Origin of the sequence: Vibrio vulnificus CMCP6, assembly GCF_000039765.1 — a bacterium.
In the GTDB taxonomy this organism is placed as follows: Bacteria; Pseudomonadota; Gammaproteobacteria; order Enterobacterales; family Vibrionaceae; genus Vibrio; species Vibrio vulnificus_B.
Map to the genome: position 1 here is coordinate 2,014,433 of NC_004459.3, position 17,176 is coordinate 2,031,608.

Sequence of the window (17,176 nt, forward strand, 5' to 3'; positions counted from 1 at the left end):
AGTCTCGGCAGGCCAAGATTTTACCCGCCGAAAAAGACTTATTTGGTGTGGTATTGCTCGCAAGCAAGCATGGTGTTTTCGATGAGGCTGGCCACCGTCATTGGGCCAACACCACCGGGCACTGGAGTAATGAAGCTGGCGCGTTCACGAGCCTTGTTATACTCCACATCACCAATCAGCTTACCCGATTCAAGGCGGTTGATGCCGACATCGACCACGATCGCGCCTTCTTTGACCCATTCACCAGGAATGAAATTTGGCTTACCGACCGCAACCACGAGCACATCAGCTTGGCGAACATGGCCTTCAAGATCTTTCGTGAAGCGGTGACAGGTGGTCGTGGTACAACCTGCCAGCAGAAGCTCGAGTGTCATTGGGCGGCCAACAATGTTTGATGCACCCACGATCACCGCATGCTTACCACGTAGTGCGATGTTGTAACGCTCAAGCAGCGTAATGATGCCTTTTGGTGTGCACGAACGCAGTTTAGGGATGCGCTGCGCTAAGCGGCCAACGTTGTACGGGTGGAAACCATCCACATCTTTCTCTGGATGAATGCTTTCTAGCACGTGCGTGCTGTCAATGCCCGCAGGAAGAGGAAGTTGAACCAGAATACCGTCGATTTCAGCATCATTATTGAGCTCATCGATCAGAGCCAGCAGTTCTTCTTCTGAAGTTGAAGCGGGTAGATCAAACGATTTAGAGACAAAGCCCACTTCCTCACACGCGCGACGTTTGCTGCCAACGTAAACTTGAGACGCTGGATCTTCGCCAACCAACACAACGGCTAAGCCAGGCGCACGTAATCCCGCAGCTACACGAGCTTTTACGCGAGCAGCGACTTCGGATCGAACAGTTTGGGAAATGAGAGTTCCATCGATATTTTGAGCAGTCATGACTTTCCTTAAGAATACGAATGGCAAAAACTTGGCGCGTATTGTCGCAAATGATCAAATAAATATCTATACGCAAACGTTTGCTTTGGGTCGTTTTTAAGCATATTTAATGTGGACGCCCTTTTTTTAGCCATTTGATTCAGTTTGTTAAGAAAACCCGTTGATTTACCGAAATGAACTCGTATAATCCTGTCCCTGTAGCGCGCCCTTAGCTCAGCTGGATAGAGCACGTCCCTTCTAAGGATGTGGTCGTAGGTTCGAATCCTACAGGGCGTGCCATATTCTATAAGGCCTGACAGCTTATTAAGTTGTCAGGCCTTTGTCGTTTTGGGTGTTTATAGTCGGCTAAGTAGTCGGTTAAGCTTGTAGCTTAATGTAATCATCTGTAATGAATACATAAGTTCGCTTTCTTCTCGCGGCTAGGTATTTGAGACTAAAATGCAAATCAGCCCCACTGTGAGGCTGATTGATCTATTTAATTAGAGTTTTTCCTATAAAACACAACCATCTCACTGATTGAATTAAATTTGCTACCAACCTCTTTCCAAACGCACTCTTCACAAAGAAGCCCTCGTCCATATCTTGCTGTTTTCTCACCGCAGCATAGGCAGATAGGATCATTGGTCTTTATACTGTTTTCTGCAATCTCTGTATCTTTGCATAGTTGTTCTATGGTTGACTCAGGCCAGCGAAGCATTTCAACTAAGTCTTCCCAATGATTTAAGAGATAGTTGAATACTTCTTCTGAGCTTAATAATTTAACTGGGCTTTTAGATGGATAAAGCTGCCGAGCCATCTTGTGTGTATCCACTCTTAGGATTATGTCTATATCTTCGGGGACAGCTTCAGGTAACAAATGACGACTGCTCTCGAAAGGGATATCCATCACTACCGATATGTTAGAGGTTAAGTCTTTAGTGTATGCATCAACTTGAAATCCAGATTTGGTACATTCAACCTCCCATTGCACATCATTAAAATCCCACTCATCTAAATCAAAGTTAACTAGAGTTGGGAGCTGTTGCCTTATAATCAGTGCCAATGCAGTAACGGGGGAGAATTCACACTCAGAACTTGTTGTATTTTTATCGGTACGGTGTGCAAAGTGCCATTGGTTGATATTTCCCAACCTCGCAGTAACTGAGGTTCCACATGATAAACAATGACAGTTGCAATCATCGCCACGCTCCACTTGCTCAATCCCCACTATTCGGTTTGAACTGTTACTGCGAGCGAAAGGCATAAGGACTTGAAATGAAGACATATAAAGACCTCTTATACGGCTTGCTCTAAGTCATCATTAAACTCAGTCAGTCTAATAGATGGCTCTGCGTGGGGTAAGTTAGTAATTGATACCCCCCAAGGGTAAGGGGTTTTGTTATCTTTTTCGTATTGGTAAATCGTAATGTGAGGAAGGTTCCGTCTGTCGTACGCTTGACCAAATTTGAATGCTACGCTGTTTTGAGAAGCTAATACGAGGTGTATATCGTTATAGCCTTCTTCCATGAGATTTTTAACTTCTTCGATCAAATCATAAGCTAAACGACTTTGCTTTTTACTTGACCAGTGATTATCAAAACGCTTTTCCCTCAGTTTCAAATGTATCTGTGGCATCTTTGGAAAACAGAGGTCAATAGCTTTCTCATCAACAGGGTAAGAGAAAGATACAGCAAGAACGATAGATTCTTTGCTATCAGCATGCTTTATTGTCTTTTCAAACTTCTCATTGTCGTCACTAATCGGATCGAGTTCTTTCCAGCTTGATAGTTGTCGATCCCAGTCGAGCACTTCAATATGAGACTCATCATCCAACAAATATCCTGATAGGAAAGCAAAAGGAACAGGAACTAAACCACCATAAACAATGTGAAAATCTTCAGCAGCAACACTATTTCTTCGCTCTTCTATAGAGTGCTCTAGATTGAGGAATTTCTTAAGTGCTAATTTGGGTTGGCTTACAGTGCCATTGGCAAGACTGTCTCGGATATCTATTACTGTATTGGAAATATTTCGGCCTTTGTATTTTTTCTGAACGTGCTCTGATAGTGGTGAGTCAGATGTGTTTACGAGTCCTCTTTGCTCAATAGCGAATACAATTTGTTTAGCCAATTGTCGGTGTTCTATAACTGAGCGGACTATCTGCCAAGCTAGCCCAGTTGCCATTAGGAGTATACTGAAATAAAAACCGATAGAAACGAGTAGAGCAGGGACATCAGAACCAGCAACGTCAAGGCTAATGAGTTGGCTAGCTGTTACGTATTGAACATTGAATGCTACGCCTCCCATCAATGTTATCGGGAAGAAATAGGCTCCTGTCCTGAAAATTAACAAGGCAGGAGAGCGTTTTCTGAATAGCCAGTTGATGGTCTGAACAACGATATAAGTCAAAAGGTTCATTACTTTCCTTTGTTTGCTGGTTGATGGTGAGAGTTGTTGATTTGATCCATATATTGCTCAATAGTTAGTTCACCAGGGTGAACACCACCACCACGCCATTCTCCATCTGATAACCAAAGCTCCCAGTACCACAGCCATTCTTGCGTCCATGGGATGATTGATTCAGCGATTAACATACTAGGCACCCAGTCTTTGGAGCTACCGTTGTTAAACATTAGGCAGGGTTTAGTATTCCCTTTGGAGAAGAACTCATGAGGTGAGCGCTTCCCTCCTGCTAGATCTCTTAGATTCGGGGACAACACCTCGACCTCAGGAATACAACCTAACCCAGCCCATTTAACAAGGATTAGGTATTCTCGGGTAAGTCGAGAAGGTTGTAGTACTTGTCTCCATTCCAGTTTTAGACCTGTTTTACCTTTGAGTATTCTACCTTTGCCACCATGGTAACGTTTTTGTAGCGCGTTAAGCTGCCTTTGAAGGTGATGGCACATCTATACATCACCGTAGAAGTTGTGTTTAGGAACGGGGGTGGCAGTGGCTGCATTGGATACTCCTAAACCAATAGAAGAAACTACCGCACGATTTTTCGCTCGTCGTTCAGTCAGAGTGTCCGCAAGTTTGGCTTGGATGCCTCTTGCTGCTTGAGAACCAAACATTTCTCTTGAGCGCTCAATGGTTTTATCAAGCCCTTGATCTAATTCAAGTAGTTTTGCTAGGTCTTCAGTAACCTGCGTATACCACGCTTTAAATGCTTGGGGTAACATCGGTTTCTCATGCCATTTATCTGCAAAATTCTCCGTAGGAAGTGCTGGGTTACGAATAGTGTACTTTAAAGTACCGTCAGACTGATATTGATGGGAAATGAAGTTTGGCATTTCTTCAAGTACATCTAACATCAGATCAAATGGGTTGTGGTATTCCTTGTTAGAGTTTGAGCACTTTTCATAAGCTAGACCTGCTAGAGTCGTAATAATTATGCTTATTGGTGCGCAATCGCCATAAGCGTTCTGCTTATTTTGTTTCCACATGTCTCTATGTCGCTTGAGAAGCTGAACTACAATCTGAAGTACAGTCTTTCGACCCTGACCAGGTAACGGTTCTACTGTCCCCGCATGTATATCATTATTAGATCTGTAGTTGCTTTTTCTATTCCAGCGAATCTCTTTACTACACGCGCTTCGGAACCACTTCCTATATCCGTATGGATGAGAAGGACTATTGGCATCCTTGATGTCTGCAACTCTCACTTTGCTCTTATGGTTTGGCGAGTCCATATCTTCAGGCATGCTAGGGGTGATGTCCATGTGGAACCCCTGGCCTTCGATACCTCCATATTGCAGAGTGACACATCTGCGTTTTGGCATATTCTCTATTTTGTCACCGTATCGTTGAGAGTCTTTCAGCACTCGTATCAAATTGAAGAGTAGCTCGTTGGCTTCATCAGTAGTTGTTGGATAGTGCTGACTTGGTAAGTGGAGCACCAGATCTATATCCATGTCTGAGTCTTCATCAATCGGTTTTACGGATGTGCCAATACCAACACTACCTTGAGCATAAATGTGGCATTCCGCTAGCTTGCCCCCCTGGTTTGCCAAGTAGGATCCGATTGCTCGGTAAGCCGTCTTCAATTGAGACAACTGTGTTTCGGTCAAGTCTAGGTTCGATGTGATATGAGAGATCATCTCGAAACAAAATTCTTTATCGCTTGCACTTAGTTGTCTTAGTGATTTGAAACCTTGATCTTGCACAGCTATCTCCTAGTGGTTTTGGTTGGTTAATAACCGATTATACCGATTGAGATTATTATGATAGATCGAAATGATACGTGTCAATGATCTTTTTGTGTATTTGTTTTGTGTTGTAATTACACGTGATGATTTTTTTGCTACGATCTGGCTAGATTGAACAATGGATACGCATCATGGAAAACAGTTCTCAAGCAGACATCACATCAGAGACAACCTCTATTAACGCTCGTTTAGCTTATATTGACTTTAAGTTGTTTTTTACAGGGCGTGTTAGTCGGGCTGATCTTAAAGATGCGTTTGGAATTGCAGAAGCAGCCGCTTCCCGAGTTCTTACTGAATACTCCAAACGTAGGCCAAACAACAAAACTCAAAAAACGAATACGATTATCAGGAAATCCTTCGAACCATTGACAGATATAGATGGTGAATTGGCGCTTGGCATGCTTGCCAATGGATTTAATAGCAACAAGATCTTCGGTGTTACTGAGCTTGCCTATGAAAAGATTGGCAAGTTTCCCAACCAAATGAATACCAATGAAGTCGCTATGATTACTAGGGCGATATCGGGTAAGTATGCGATTTCCTGCAACTATCTTTCTGAAAACAGCTCTAATCATCAAACTAGAACCTTAGTTCCGTTGGCAATTATGTATGATGGAACCAGTTGGATGTTCAGAGCATTTGATCGTTCAGAAGTCAAAAAGAATAAATTTAAAAACTTCCATTTTGCTCGTGTTAGGAATGTGGTTGAAGAACATGAATCTAAGGAGTCTAGGCAGCATGATCATGAGGCTTTAGCTCAAGATAAGCTGTGGAACTTAAGGTTACCTTTGATCTTAAAACTCCACCCCTCGTTGTCAGAGATGGACAAGCAAAAAGTAAGAACTGACTTTGGTATACCTGAAGATAAAGATGAGGTTTATGTTACAGAGAAAGCTGCATTTAGATGGATTGTTGAGAAAAAGTGGTATATCGATGCTCGGTCAAATGAAGAAAAGCGAGAGGATAAGCAAAGTCGTTTTTATAAGTTCGAGCTAAGCAACTTGGAAATGATAAAACAAATGGAACAGGCCTAAACCTAAACCACACTAATAAATTTGAATCCGATAACTTGAGATTGTTCGGTTAAAAACAACTTTTCGACCTGTTGATTGAATTTCTTTTTACTTCAATGGCTTTGGACTGGTTTGAATCTGTAAAAGCGTGATGCTGACTACTTTGTATCGGGGAATAGAGACGGTGGTATTGTTGCTAGATAGAAGTCTCTTGCAGCCGAGGGCTGCAAGAGTTGTCGATGTTAGCTTGAGAGGTTTTTGTTGGCGATATTGTAGAGACTCATAGTTATACTGCTCGCTCAACAATTGCATCGGTGAGGTGTAATTGGGTGATTTGAGACTCTCGAAGTCTGACTTTTAAGCGCTCACATATACTGAGCAAGTCACTAACTTTTTCTGTGATACGGACTTGTTCATTTAGAGGAGGAAGCGGTAAGTGCATTTCACCAACATCACTCAACCTAAAGCTATTTTTAATACCTCGTTGTGGAGCATCAAACTGATATTTAGCTAGTGGAGACCTCATAAAATCAGGGAAGTATTTTCCTTGGCATTCTGGCATAAATCGTAATAAGCACGTATGTTGGTTTATGTATGCTTCACCAAACTCTTCAGGAATTAATCCCAAGTTACCGACATCACCTGTTATGGAAATTAATAGATCTCGCGCCTCCAATTTAGTTCGAGAGCCTTCGCCCCCTTTAGGTGGGCGTACAAACCTTAAATTGTCTAAACGCAGCTCGTAGCTGCCTCGGGATAAATTGCCCATGGTGACAAATAGAGCACCAGAGTCAGAGTAATATTTAGCCCAATCTCGAGAACCCGATGTAGTAAATAGAGCTACATCTTGAATTCGACACCACTCCCAGCCACTCGGCAGTTCAAACGGCTTTTCATCTTCAGCAATCGGCGGCAGCGCTTTTTGCTTCTTGATTTTCTTATCTTTGACTAACTGCGCTTTTTCATCCGCAATTCTTTTCAGTAACTCAGCAGCAGGCTCATCGCTTGGATCTTGTGGAACCAACTTACCCATTACCGCCAGTTGTAAGATGGTTTGTTTAAGCTGGTCGATACTCTCTTCAGTGCTGAATAAGGTATCGAAATGCTCACTGATTCGCGCCCAGTTTTGCATTAACTCGTCAGCATCGGCAGAGTTGGTGAGTGTGTCCAACAGTGTTGTTACCAGCAATTGATGCGCTTCAATACTGGCTTCGGTTTGCTGCTCTAGTTGGTCGCAGAGCGCCATTAGCTCATCGACTTTGGCGACGATGCGGTGTTGCTCGTCGGAAGGGGGGATACAAACTACTAGCGCGTTAGCTTCATTTCTATTTAAGCCTGGTTTTATACCCTTTCCGAGTGAGTCTAACCCTAAAGTTTGTAAATGTAGAAAACAATACTTAAGGCTTATACCTACAGGTGGTATTAAGCTGTAGGCTACATCTGTAACCCAGCAAGGTTGGTCACTTAAATTAATTGCACCCGCAGATCCTTTACGACCGATAACGAGACAAGGGCTACCAACAGAAAAAAGATTGTGAGTCCCTACAGAACCATTAGAGCCATAGACTAAAAATTCACCACTTTCAGTACGTTTTGCTTTTGGGAGATTATCCCCATAAACCAAGCTATAAATATCACCAAAATAACAAGCTTGCCAACCTTCTGGTAAAGCAAACGTTATATCTTGTTTTTTAATAGCAGGGAGCTTTTTGGGCTTTGTAATTTTTTTTTCTTTAATTAACTGCGTTTTTTCCTCTGAAATCCGTTGAAGTAAAAAAGATGCAGGTTCATCGTTTGGGTTTTGAGGAACGAGTTTGCCGCGAACTGCTAGTTCTAAAATTAGCTCACGCAGCTTCTTAACACCGTAAAGCTCTAGTTTCTTGCTGCTACCGCGACCAGAGGTCGATTTGGTCTTTACTGCCGAAGTCCAGATATCAATATGCTCGGTAATCAGGTTTTCGACTGCCATTATTGTTCTCCACCTTGCTTTTTACCTTGAATGGTAGAGCTAAGAGCATCACCGAGAATGCTTTTCAGTTGGTCACGCAGTGCTTTGATGTCTTGTTGTTGCTGCTGATAGTTCGCCAGCAACTCTTCAGGGTCATGGCTGACGACTTCGTCCTGATACGGGTTTTTAATATCAAGGTTAAAGTTGCGCTCGATAATATCTTCAATCGACACTTTCCAAGCTTGCTTGGTCTCGATGCGGCTAGCGAATCCATCTGCCTCGTTGCCCCACCAATCGATCTCTTGCTGGAACTCCTCAAACTTCATCGGTTTGGTTTTGCTGTAGTTCTTCACGCCTTCTGGGTAAGGGTGCTCATAGAACCACACTTCTTTGGTCGGTTGGCCTTTGGTAAAGAACAGAATGTTGGTCTTAATACCTGTGTATGGGTTGAACACGCCATTAGGTAAGCGAACAATCGTGTGCAGGTTACACTCTTCCGTCAGCATCTTTTTGATTTTGGTTTTTACACCTTCACCAAACAAGGTGCCATCAGGCAACACTACACCTGCGCGACCCTCTTTATCCAATACTTCGACAATAAGTTGCAAGAACAAATCGGCCGTTTCACGAGTTTGCATTTCGGCAGGGAAGTTCTTTTCAATCCCGTCCTCTTCTGTACCGCCAAACGGTGGGTTAGTCGCAATCACGTTGATATTGCTATCCCAACTTGAAAGCGGCTTATTGAGCGTGTTGCCATGCTTAATCTGCACAGGGACTTCGATGCCGTGGAGCATCATATTGGTGATACACAGCAAATGTGGCAGTTGTTTCTTCTCTACACCATGAATTTGCTTTTGCAGTGTTTGGTGGTCGGCTGCGCTTGTCACGTAGTTCTCTTTGACGTGATCGAACGAGCAAGCTAAGAAACCGCCCGTGCCGCAAGCGGGATCCATAATTTGCTCACCTAGCTTTGGATCCAGTCTGTTGACGATAAAACGAGTCACCGCGCGAGGGGTATAGAACTCACCCGCATTACCTGCACTTTGTAGGTCGCGTAGGATTTGTTCATAGATATCACCAAACAGGTGGCGTTCTTTAGAGTCAGTAAAGTCGATTTCGTTGAGCTTGTTAATCACTTGACGAAGCAGTGTGCCATTTTTCATGTAGTTGAAGGCATCACTAAAAGCTTCTTTCACCACAAAACCGCGTGGGTTGGTGTCTTTCGGTGCGGTTAGGTTTTTTAACGTCGGGAATAGGTCATCATTGATAAATTCCAGCAGCTCGTCACCTGTAATGCCTTGGTTATCTGCCGCCCAGTTACGCCAAAGGTACTTGGCTGGGATGGGTTCGCGGTAATCATCTAACTCGAACTCTAGCTCTTCCTCTTGGGCATCAAACACTTTAAGGAATAAAAGCCACGACATTTGGCCTAGACGCTGCGCGTCACCATCAACACCCGCATCTTTACGCATGATGTCTTGAATAGACTTGATAACTGAACTGATTGACATGGAGTTCTACTGCTAATTGACTGAAAAAATTGGGGCTGATTATAGCAGAAATGGGTCGAAGAAAATGAACTTATCGCTATGAAACTATGTTTGTAATTGTGGTTTAATAATGAATCAGTGATATAAATTAAATAATAAAAAATATAATCAGGTTGTCTAGAAAATGAAGGTTGAGTGTCCCCATTGTCACACTGACAATGTTATTGAATATGCAGAGAATATCTCGTGTGAGAAGTGTGAAAAAAGCTTCAAAGGCTTTAAATTTAGTAAACGGAAACTGGTGTCTGCCAGTACGGCATTGGTCGTGGGCGTGGTTGGTGGTTATAAGGTGAATGGTGCTTTTGATGAAGAGCGTTACCCATTAGAAGTAGAGTATGCCATCGTTGATACCTGCATAAACTCGTCAAAAAATATGGTGTCGGTGAGTTGGTATGAGAGTAAGCGAGAAACGTGTTTATGCGCTCTTTCACAAACGGAAAAGTCTGTGCCGTATTCCGATTACAAATCTGATCAAAACTTGTTTTTGAGTAACTTCAAGCTGAATGCGAGAAGTTGTTCATAATAGAAAAATGAGGCAGCTAGACTGCCTCATTTATATCTAATGTGCTTAGCGTTTAGGTGTGTTGCCTCGACCTTTGCCTGAAGGCTTGCCAGTTGTGCTTGGGTAGTTTGGATTACCTTTCGGCGCAGTCTTTGGTGCAGAACTTGGTTTTGCCATGATGGTTACTCCTATTTACCTTGTTTTTGGTTGTTGGCAGCAGCGCGTTGAGCGCGAGCCGCGAATGAATCTTTAGAGACTTGTCCGCCATTTTGTTTTGCTTGATTCGCTTGAATACGAGCAGCGGCTTCAGGAGTCATTGGTGCTTTGTTTTTAGACATAGTATTTTCCTTTTCATTAATTGAATGCTTGTCTCCGCTGAGACCATTGCATAGTAACTAGTAGGGTAGGGACAAATGGGGACAACCCAAAAACAAAAGCAAATTCGAACTATGTTGGATGCGTTAGGCTGGAGCCATAAGCAACTGGCCGATGTTCTTTACGAAGAACTTCAGTGTTCTGAATATGAAGACATAGAAGATGCTTCCCCTCAGGAAATTCGGAAGTTTAGAGAGGTTCTCAAGAAGCAGTTACAAAGGGAATCTACCCCAGAAAGTCGGCTTGAACAGTACGTGAAAATCATTTCGGAACATCCAGATTTTGTTGCATTGGGGTTGGATGTCGTGGTTCCAAAATACGTTAACCATAGATGCTTGAATGAGGATTCGCTTGCAGGGCTAGCAGAGATATCCAGTTGGCTGGATGATAGGGAGCAGGTAGGTTAAAAAACGGCTAAATAGCCGTTTTGTTCTAATTTCTTGAGTTTGTTGGTTGGCCCAGTGAAGTCGAAAGTTAGACAAACTGTTGTCACGATTGGATTTCAGCAGCTTGTATATCATCCGCTTTGCTACGTAGAGCTAGGTACAACACCCAAGTGATTAGCGCATCAGCAGTAATGCCCAAGCCGAACATTATGGCGATTCGTTCAAGCGTAGGTACAAAGATACCGATTTGATAAAGCACAAAAGCACAACCGTAAAACAAGGTGTTTACGATAAGTGATTGATACAGCATTAAATCCGTGCGTCCAATACCATAAAAGTAACTGTCGATGACATTGTTTAAACTGAAAATGACATAGAACCCAACCATTAGCCAAACTAGACTGGTGATTGATTCTGGGTTCTCTATCCCCATGACATCGGCTATAAAGCTGTTCCAAAGCGGTGCGGTTAGTATCCAAATAGCAATAATTCCCAACGTTATCCAAAGGTAGCAATTGACTCGCTCCGATGTTAATCCATTATTTGTTGCAGCATCTTGCTTAACCAGTTGCCCTAATGTCAAAACGGGAAGTAGTAGCCAGCCCCAAATAAATTGATTAGCAACCCAGAATGTTCCCGCTTGTTGTACTTGGTTAATAAGCTGAAGAATCATGACAATAAAGGCAGTATTTCGCACGAGTGACTCAAGCCCTGACTTCCATCCAATCTTTGCCCATTCTTTGAGCCATTGCGACTGCTCTCCTTTAGAAAACTTGAAGCTCAGAGTGATCCCTGATTTAGATAAATAAATCAGGGCAAACAGTGCGAGAAGACTATTGACTACGATATTACTCAGAGCAATACCATTCACTCCAAACTGAAGGGAGTAAGGTAGTTGACTGACGAAGACGCTGTCACAAAGGACAGTCATGAGCATTTGTACTATTAGAAGGCCATACAGCGCCTTTCGTTCATTTCTTAGGACGAGAACCAAAGACAAAAAAGCATAGAAGCTGGAGAGCAAAATAGCGGCAGATTCCAATCGAATGTATTGGATCGTTTGGGTCAATAATTCAGCCTGTTGCTGCATAGCATCTACAAAATTCGGGGCTAGCCACAATACCATTAAGGTCACCACAAAGTAGCAAATTAAGGTAACCAAAAGAGATAGACTGGCTCGTTCGCGAAAAGCTTCATTACTATGAATAACTCTGCCTAGAATAAATGCTAGAGGGATAAGTAATGCTTCGCTGAGGACTTCATATCCTACATTTAGCCATGCAACTTGTGCTGCAATGCTAAAAGTCCATGGGCTAGGGATGCTGCCCAAGAAATGGATTCGTGTAGTTGAGTAGATTAATGGTATTAAGCTTGTCAGAATCAGCACTAGCCACAGTTGGTAGTTGATTGTTTTTATTTGATGATGTTTCAATTTTTAAGCCTTGTTATCTTCACTAGGGATCTCGTGGAGAAAGCAACTCTCCACAGAGAAATAGCCATTACTTTTAATCAGTTGTTTCTTTCTAAGCCGTTCGAACAGTGTGATTAGGTACTGATAAAGCTCAGTATATTGCGCTGTACTGATATGAGTTGCTGAGCAGTTAAATACTTGCCATGGGAAATTAATCAATGTTGTAGCGGCATGTTTGGGAAGGTAGTTGTGTTTAAACTCACTTAGCAATAAATGTTCTAGCTGAACACAATAGTGCTGGATGATAGAGCAGTGAAAGTGGTACTTGTAACTGTCGTTGTTAGCGATAAGGTTCGGTAAGGAGCAAAATAAAAAGTAAACCTGAGCGGCCAACTCTTTGGCTTGCTTTCGCTCGCTTGTATGTGTTTTGGTAACGGCGTCTAATTGTTCTGCAAGACCAAGCTCACCCTTTAAAATAGTGAAATGAACGTTGTAGATTTGTGACTCACGATAATAAAGAGAAATGTCAGACAGCGATTGGCCTATAACGATTTCTATAAGCAAACGGTCTTGTGTCCTAAGAGTGATTTTCGACCCCAAAATATCGGTATGAGCCACTTGTTCACCGAACAATCTAAGGAGTCTTTCATGCCAACCTTGAACCGAAATCGATGACTGAATAAATAAATCGATATCAGAGCGCTTTGTTAACTGATTAGCCCCCAAGCTTCCGTAAAGTAGAGCTATAGGTACGCTTGTATCTGTGCTCAATACTTTATTCAGCTTACTGACCCAAGTGTGTTGAGATAATGGGAAGGCCGTCCAGAAGGCATCAAAGTTATCAGAGAAGTCAAAACTGTAAGACTGCCAAATCTGTCTTTGCCAGTGAGTTTCTAGCTCTATCGGTATGATTTTATCTTCCAAAAATCTAATAGTTTCATCAACAGCTTGCAGTTTTTTGTAGGATGATGGGTAAGGGATTTCTGAGTATTTCTCGTCATCAATTGCATTGATGCTCTGCTCAATATCTCTAGTGCAACAGATTAATATGCCTGTTTTCCTATCTAATTGATTGGTAAGAAGGCTAGCTGTTTGACCGTATCCTGTAAATTCAACAATAGCGTTTTCCTGTTGTTTAACCGCAGCAAGGAAATGCTCACAAGCAAGTTGCTCACCTTGCTCGGTTCCATCGCCAAAGCGAATTCGATACTCATCTAAAGATAAATAAGGGAACTCAGGCAAACGTCCTTGTATTTGTTTACTTAACGTTGTTTTACCTGAATTTAGGTTACCAAAAATATAGATATGCATTGTGACTTGAGGTCGTTAACCAAGCTAAAGAAACTCTAGCTTGGTTTAAATGGTGATTAGGCTGATTGATAAATCTCAGCTTCCAACTCAGAAATTGCTTCTAAATACTGCTCTTTACCACCAAAGCACTTTTTGACGATTTCAGCAGGGCGTCCCATCTCGTCAAAAGGCTTAACTTTGAGTACATGAATATTTTCAATCTCTTGAACGCCTTCGTCTGCGTACTTGTCTAGTAAGTTGTTCAACACCTGCTGAGCCGTTTCACCGTACTTAGTGAAGTAGTTGCGCTTTTTGACGTTGTCAGCGCGTTCTTTTCTGGTGAGTGCTGGTTGGTCATACACGACATGACAAATCATGTCGAATGGGTCGAGATCTTTGCCTACTTCCAGCTCTAACGCTTCCCAGATAATGCCTTCCTCTGCCAGTTCATCAATGATTGCTTGCTTTTTATCGGCATCTTGCCAGCGCTTAACAAAGTCATCCATTGAGGTGAACTGTTTTGCCATCGTCTTGCGGGTATAGTCTTTGAACGATTCGGTTACGAGTTTACCGTCGGAATCGTAGTATTGAACACGTTCGGCAATGGCTTTCACCGTTACACCGTTGACATGGAACTTTCTAACTCGGTTTTCATCCTGCCAATCATCATCGGAATTGCTACCGTCAGAAGGAGATGAACCTGAGTCGTATGAAGCCTCTGGTTCATGGATGCTTTCAGGGTCAATATCATCCCCTTCAAATGGATTATCTTGTTCAAGTTCATCCTCATCATCGATGATCTCATCGAGTCCTTCATTGGTATCGAAGTCTTCTGGTTTTGTCTCTTTAACTCGCTCAGGTACACCATCAAAGCGCTCATCAGCGAACAGTTCAGTCGCCTTTTTGAAGTCGAGAATGGTAAACCATAGCTTTCCGTAACGATCATCAATACGAGTGCCGCGACCGATGATCTGCTTAAACTTAGTCATCGACTGGATGCCTTGGTCAAGAACAACCAGTTTGCAAGTTTTGGCATCGACACCTGTTGTCATTAGCTCTGAGGTGGTTGCGATAACAGGGTAAGCCTTTTTGGGATTAATGAAGTTATCAAGCTGAGCTTTGCCGATTTCATCATCACCTGTAATTTTCATTACGTATTTTTCATTTTTAGCAACTTGCTCAGGATTGCAGTTGATTAGCGCTCGACGCATACGCTCTGCATGGTCAATATCATTACAGAACACAATGGTCTTAGCCATAGGGTCGGTACGCTTGAGGTAGCTGGTTATGGTCTTTGCAACAAGCTCTGTTCGCTCATCGATGACCATGGTTCTGTCGAAGTCTTTCTGGTTGTAGATCCTGTCTTCGATAACTTCACCATGTTTATCGACTTGCCCTTTGGTTGGTCGCCAACCTTGTAAATCTACATCGATATCCACACGCACAACTTTGTAAGGGGCTAAGAAACCGTCTTCAATGCCTTGCTTTAGAGAGTAGGTATAAATGGCGTCGCCAAAGTACTCGGTGTTAGACACGATATCGGTTTCTTTCGGTGTCGCGGTTAGTCCTATTTGAGTCGCTGAACCGAAATACTCAAGAATCTCGCGCCATGCGCTGTCCTCAGCGGCACTACCACGATGGCACTCGTCAACGACAATAAGGTCAAAGAAATCTGGATCGACTTGTTTGTATGCTTTTTGGTGCTCTTCTGGGCCAGTCAGAGCTTGATACAGAGCTAGGTGGATTTCGTAAGCGGGATCGACGCTTCTCCCTGTGACTTTGGTCATAGCGGTGCCAAACGGTTGGAAGTCGTTGGTCTTGGTTTGATCGACCAGAATGTTTCTGTCCGCCAAAAACAGGATGCGTTTTTTGGCTCGGGACTTCCATAGTCGCCAAATAATCTGGAATGCAGTGTAAGTTTTGCCCGTACCCGTTGCCATAACCAAGAGTACACGGTTTTGTCCTGCTGCGACCGCTTCCACGGTTTTGTTTATCGCTTGTAGCTGATAGTAGCGCGGAGACTTACCGCTACCATCATCATGGTAATCTTGAGTAATGACTGGAAGGTGCTCGGTTTTGTAGCCTTTCCAAACGCAGTACTTGTCCCATAGTTGCTGAGGTGTCGGGAAGTCTTCAAGTCGAATTTCAGTTTCGAGTTGAGCTGGGTTGGTTTTGTCGTGGAAGATAAAACCGTCGCCATTTGAGGCAAAAACAAAAGGGACTTCAAGTAGGCTGGCGTAATCTAGTCCTTGTTGCATACCTTTGCCGACTTCATGCTTGTTCGCTTTTGCTTCGACAACGGCTAGAGGCATGCTCGGTTTATGGTAAAGGACGATGTCCGCAGACTTAACTTTTTTCCTCGCCGCTGCCTGACCACGAACAATGACCTTACCGTCACGTAGTTTTACCTCTTGACGGATTTGAGACATATCATCCCATCCAGCATCTTTGATAGCAGGAAGAATGAATTTCGTGATGATGTCGGTTTCAGATAGCTTTGATTTATTGATTGTCGATTCCATGCGATTAGCCAGCTCAGTACAAATGCATTTCATGACTATACCAAAGGATGCATAAAAGCAGAAAAGATACTGACTTATCAGTGAAGTGGATGGTGTTTTCTAAAATTGGCAAAGGAAATACACAGGTAGAAATCTACACTGCGAGAGCAGTGTAGTTGTTCGTGAAAAAGCTTAAGGGCTTAAGCTTCTCCTAATCCAGTAAGTCAGTTCGATCTTTGGGTAAAAGATCAGTCACTTCACAATCGAGGACTCGAGCTAGCTGATAAAGCTTTTCAACTGTGATTCGAACGCCATCTCTTTCTACCTTACCTAAGTAACCTCGACTAAAGCCCGCCTTGATACTCGCATCGGAGCTTGATAGTCCGATTTTTGTTCGTTTATCAATGATATTTTGAGCTATTTCTTTTGCTAAATTATTCATATCGTTACATGACGAAGTTTCTTTTCAGTTTACATCAGTGATTGAATTGACTCCATGATAATCACTTGACTTAAACACGGGCGGGTAATATATTACCCAATATGGATTGGATAATATATTATTCATTTGATAAGGAAGTATATGAGAGTAGGTACTAAAGAGTTGTACAAAATCGGTTTGGAAACTCTTCAGCATTATGAGCAAGAAGAGTACTTCAGCTTGTTTAGTTACCGAAAGCTTTTGAGGCCTTTTCTCGAGACGCATTACTGCATTGATGAACATATTGAGCGTTTTAATAATCAGTCTTATCGAATTTTGAAAATACTAGAACAGGAAGGGAAGGTTGTGCGATTAAGTCCCCCTCGAATAAATAACGCTCAATTTGTTGCAGTCGGAGGCACAAAAGTCACACAAGAAAAGCATAGAGTAGGCCAAGGGTATTTAGAGTCTGAGCTAGTTAGCGAAGAGCGACAATACCAAGATCAGTTGAACACTAAACTTGTTGAAATTAATGACCAAATAGTTGCGCATAAAGAACTGCTGGATCTATTTCCAGTTCATGGTGAACATTTGAACAACGAAATAGAAAAGCTAGAGCGTGAAGCATTACTTACTGAATATAAGAAAGAAATTATGGGGAAGATTATTAATCAAGAGAAACGCTAATCGTACATA

16 protein-coding genes and 1 tRNA gene are annotated in these 17,176 nt (G+C 42.6%); 5 read left to right on the top strand and 12 right to left on the bottom strand.

The window, feature by feature from the left end; translation table 11 throughout:
- Positions 1–38: 38 nt before the first annotated feature.
- Positions 39–896, bottom strand: coding sequence for a bifunctional methylenetetrahydrofolate dehydrogenase/methenyltetrahydrofolate cyclohydrolase FolD (gene folD, locus VV1_RS09565; protein ID WP_011079917.1), 858 nt, complete (start codon positions 894–896; stop codon positions 39–41).
- A gap of 202 nt (positions 897–1,098) precedes the next feature.
- Here folD and VV1_RS09570 point away from each other — a divergent pair.
- Positions 1,099–1,175: transfer RNA gene (locus tag VV1_RS09570), tRNA-Arg, on the top strand.
- A 196-nt stretch (positions 1,176–1,371) separates the two neighbouring features.
- Here VV1_RS09570 and VV1_RS09575 read toward each other — a convergent pair.
- Genes VV1_RS09575 through VV1_RS09590 form a run of 4 tightly spaced genes read right to left on the bottom strand, consistent with a single transcriptional unit; the run spans position 1,372 to position 5,041 of the window.
- Positions 1,372–2,160, bottom strand: coding sequence for a competence protein CoiA family protein (locus VV1_RS09575; RefSeq protein WP_043920956.1), 789 nt, complete (start codon positions 2,158–2,160; stop codon positions 1,372–1,374).
- Between the two features lie 11 nt (positions 2,161–2,171).
- Positions 2,172–3,293 (bottom strand): SAVED domain-containing protein, encoded by a 1,122-nt coding sequence (locus VV1_RS09580; RefSeq protein ID WP_011079919.1) that lies wholly within the window; start codon positions 3,291–3,293, stop codon positions 2,172–2,174.
- Positions 3,293–3,784 (bottom strand): type II CBASS E2 protein, encoded by a 492-nt coding sequence (locus tag VV1_RS25580; RefSeq protein WP_011079920.1) that lies wholly within the window; start codon positions 3,782–3,784, stop codon positions 3,293–3,295. Before VV1_RS25580 ends, VV1_RS09580 begins: the two co-directional genes overlap by 1 nt.
- Complete coding sequence (locus VV1_RS09590) at positions 3,785–5,041, bottom strand: nucleotidyltransferase domain-containing protein (RefSeq protein ID WP_043920957.1); 1,257 nt, start codon at positions 5,039–5,041, stop codon at positions 3,785–3,787.
- Positions 5,042–5,214: 173 nt separating this feature from the next.
- On the opposite strand from VV1_RS09590, the gene VV1_RS09595 reads away from it, so the two are divergent.
- Positions 5,215–6,117, top strand: coding sequence for a BrxR family helix-turn-helix transcriptional regulator (locus VV1_RS09595; RefSeq protein ID WP_011079922.1), 903 nt, complete (start codon positions 5,215–5,217; stop codon positions 6,115–6,117).
- A 265-nt stretch (positions 6,118–6,382) separates the two neighbouring features.
- On the opposite strand, the gene VV1_RS09600 is transcribed toward VV1_RS09595, so the two are convergent.
- The gene (locus tag VV1_RS09600) at positions 6,383–8,065 is read right to left on the bottom strand and encodes a restriction endonuclease subunit S (RefSeq protein ID WP_011079923.1); all 1,683 of its coding nucleotides are present in this window, start codon (positions 8,063–8,065) and stop codon (positions 6,383–6,385) included.
- The gene (locus VV1_RS09605) at positions 8,065–9,555 is read right to left on the bottom strand and encodes an N-6 DNA methylase (protein ID WP_011079924.1); all 1,491 of its coding nucleotides are present in this window, start codon (positions 9,553–9,555) and stop codon (positions 8,065–8,067) included. Before VV1_RS09605 ends, VV1_RS09600 begins: the two co-directional genes overlap by 1 nt.
- Positions 9,556–9,718: 163 nt before the next feature.
- Between VV1_RS09605 and VV1_RS09610 the strand changes: the two genes are divergently transcribed.
- Positions 9,719–10,117, top strand: coding sequence for a hypothetical protein (locus tag VV1_RS09610; protein WP_011079925.1), 399 nt, complete (start codon positions 9,719–9,721; stop codon positions 10,115–10,117).
- A 167-nt stretch (positions 10,118–10,284) separates the two neighbouring features.
- Here VV1_RS09610 and VV1_RS24905 read toward each other — a convergent pair whose 3' ends face one another.
- Entirely contained in the window at positions 10,285–10,434 is a 150-nt protein-coding gene (locus VV1_RS24905; protein ID WP_017790133.1) for a hypothetical protein, read from the bottom strand.
- A gap of 75 nt (positions 10,435–10,509) precedes the next feature.
- On the opposite strand from VV1_RS24905, the gene VV1_RS09615 reads away from it, so the two are divergent.
- The gene (locus tag VV1_RS09615; RefSeq protein ID WP_025612556.1) at positions 10,510–10,878 is read left to right on the top strand and encodes a translation elongation factor Ts; all 369 of its coding nucleotides are present in this window, start codon (positions 10,510–10,512) and stop codon (positions 10,876–10,878) included.
- Between the two features lie 82 nt (positions 10,879–10,960).
- Here VV1_RS09615 and VV1_RS09620 read toward each other — a convergent pair whose 3' ends face one another.
- The 4 genes from VV1_RS09620 to VV1_RS09635 form a co-directional block, all read right to left on the bottom strand.
- On the bottom strand, positions 10,961–12,289 hold the full coding sequence (locus tag VV1_RS09620; protein WP_011079927.1) for an MATE family Na+-driven efflux transporter: 1,329 nt from the start codon (positions 12,287–12,289) through the stop codon (positions 10,961–10,963).
- A gap of 3 nt (positions 12,290–12,292) precedes the next feature.
- Positions 12,293–13,579 (bottom strand): nucleotidyltransferase domain-containing protein, encoded by a 1,287-nt coding sequence (locus tag VV1_RS09625; RefSeq protein ID WP_011079928.1) that lies wholly within the window; start codon positions 13,577–13,579, stop codon positions 12,293–12,295.
- 56 nt (positions 13,580–13,635) lie between these two features.
- Positions 13,636–16,080, bottom strand: a complete 2,445-nt coding sequence (gene hsdR, locus VV1_RS09630) for an EcoAI/FtnUII family type I restriction enzme subunit R (RefSeq protein ID WP_011079929.1) — start codon at positions 16,078–16,080, stop codon at positions 13,636–13,638.
- 190 nt (positions 16,081–16,270) lie between these two features.
- Complete coding sequence (locus VV1_RS09635) at positions 16,271–16,501, bottom strand: helix-turn-helix domain-containing protein (protein WP_011079930.1); 231 nt, start codon at positions 16,499–16,501, stop codon at positions 16,271–16,273.
- A 141-nt stretch (positions 16,502–16,642) separates the two neighbouring features.
- Between VV1_RS09635 and VV1_RS09640 the strand changes: the two genes are divergently transcribed.
- Positions 16,643–17,167 (top strand): hypothetical protein, encoded by a 525-nt coding sequence (locus VV1_RS09640; RefSeq protein ID WP_011079931.1) that lies wholly within the window; start codon positions 16,643–16,645, stop codon positions 17,165–17,167.
- Positions 17,168–17,176: the final 9 nt, after the last annotated feature.

Excerpts from the sequence above, each read along its gene's own strand:
- VV1_RS09595 (WP_011079922.1), top strand. The coding sequence starts at position 5,215 with ATGGAAAACAGTTCTCAAGCAGACATCACATCAGAGACAACCTCTATT.
- VV1_RS09625 (WP_011079928.1), bottom strand. The coding sequence starts at position 13,579 with ATGCATATCTATATTTTTGGTAACCTAAATTCAGGTAAAACAACGTTA.
- folD (WP_011079917.1), bottom strand. The coding sequence starts at position 896 with ATGACTGCTCAAAATATCGATGGAACTCTCATTTCCCAAACTGTTCGA.
- VV1_RS09575 (WP_043920956.1), bottom strand. The coding sequence starts at position 2,160 with ATGTCTTCATTTCAAGTCCTTATGCCTTTCGCTCGCAGTAACAGTTCA.
- VV1_RS09605 (WP_011079924.1), bottom strand. The coding sequence starts at position 9,555 with ATGTCAATCAGTTCAGTTATCAAGTCTATTCAAGACATCATGCGTAAA.
- VV1_RS09600 (WP_011079923.1), bottom strand. The coding sequence starts at position 8,065 with ATGGCAGTCGAAAACCTGATTACCGAGCATATTGATATCTGGACTTCG.
- hsdR (WP_011079929.1), bottom strand. The coding sequence starts at position 16,080 with ATGGAATCGACAATCAATAAATCAAAGCTATCTGAAACCGACATCATC.
- VV1_RS24905 (WP_017790133.1), bottom strand. The coding sequence starts at position 10,434 with ATGTCTAAAAACAAAGCACCAATGACTCCTGAAGCCGCTGCTCGTATT.
- VV1_RS09640 (WP_011079931.1), top strand. The coding sequence starts at position 16,643 with ATGAGAGTAGGTACTAAAGAGTTGTACAAAATCGGTTTGGAAACTCTT.
- VV1_RS09610 (WP_011079925.1), top strand. The coding sequence starts at position 9,719 with ATGAAGGTTGAGTGTCCCCATTGTCACACTGACAATGTTATTGAATAT.
- VV1_RS09580 (WP_011079919.1), bottom strand. The coding sequence starts at position 3,293 with ATGAACCTTTTGACTTATATCGTTGTTCAGACCATCAACTGGCTATTC.
- VV1_RS25580 (WP_011079920.1), bottom strand. The coding sequence starts at position 3,784 with ATGTGCCATCACCTTCAAAGGCAGCTTAACGCGCTACAAAAACGTTAC.
- VV1_RS09615 (WP_025612556.1), top strand. The coding sequence starts at position 10,510 with ATGGGGACAACCCAAAAACAAAAGCAAATTCGAACTATGTTGGATGCG.
- VV1_RS09635 (WP_011079930.1), bottom strand. The coding sequence starts at position 16,501 with ATGAATAATTTAGCAAAAGAAATAGCTCAAAATATCATTGATAAACGA.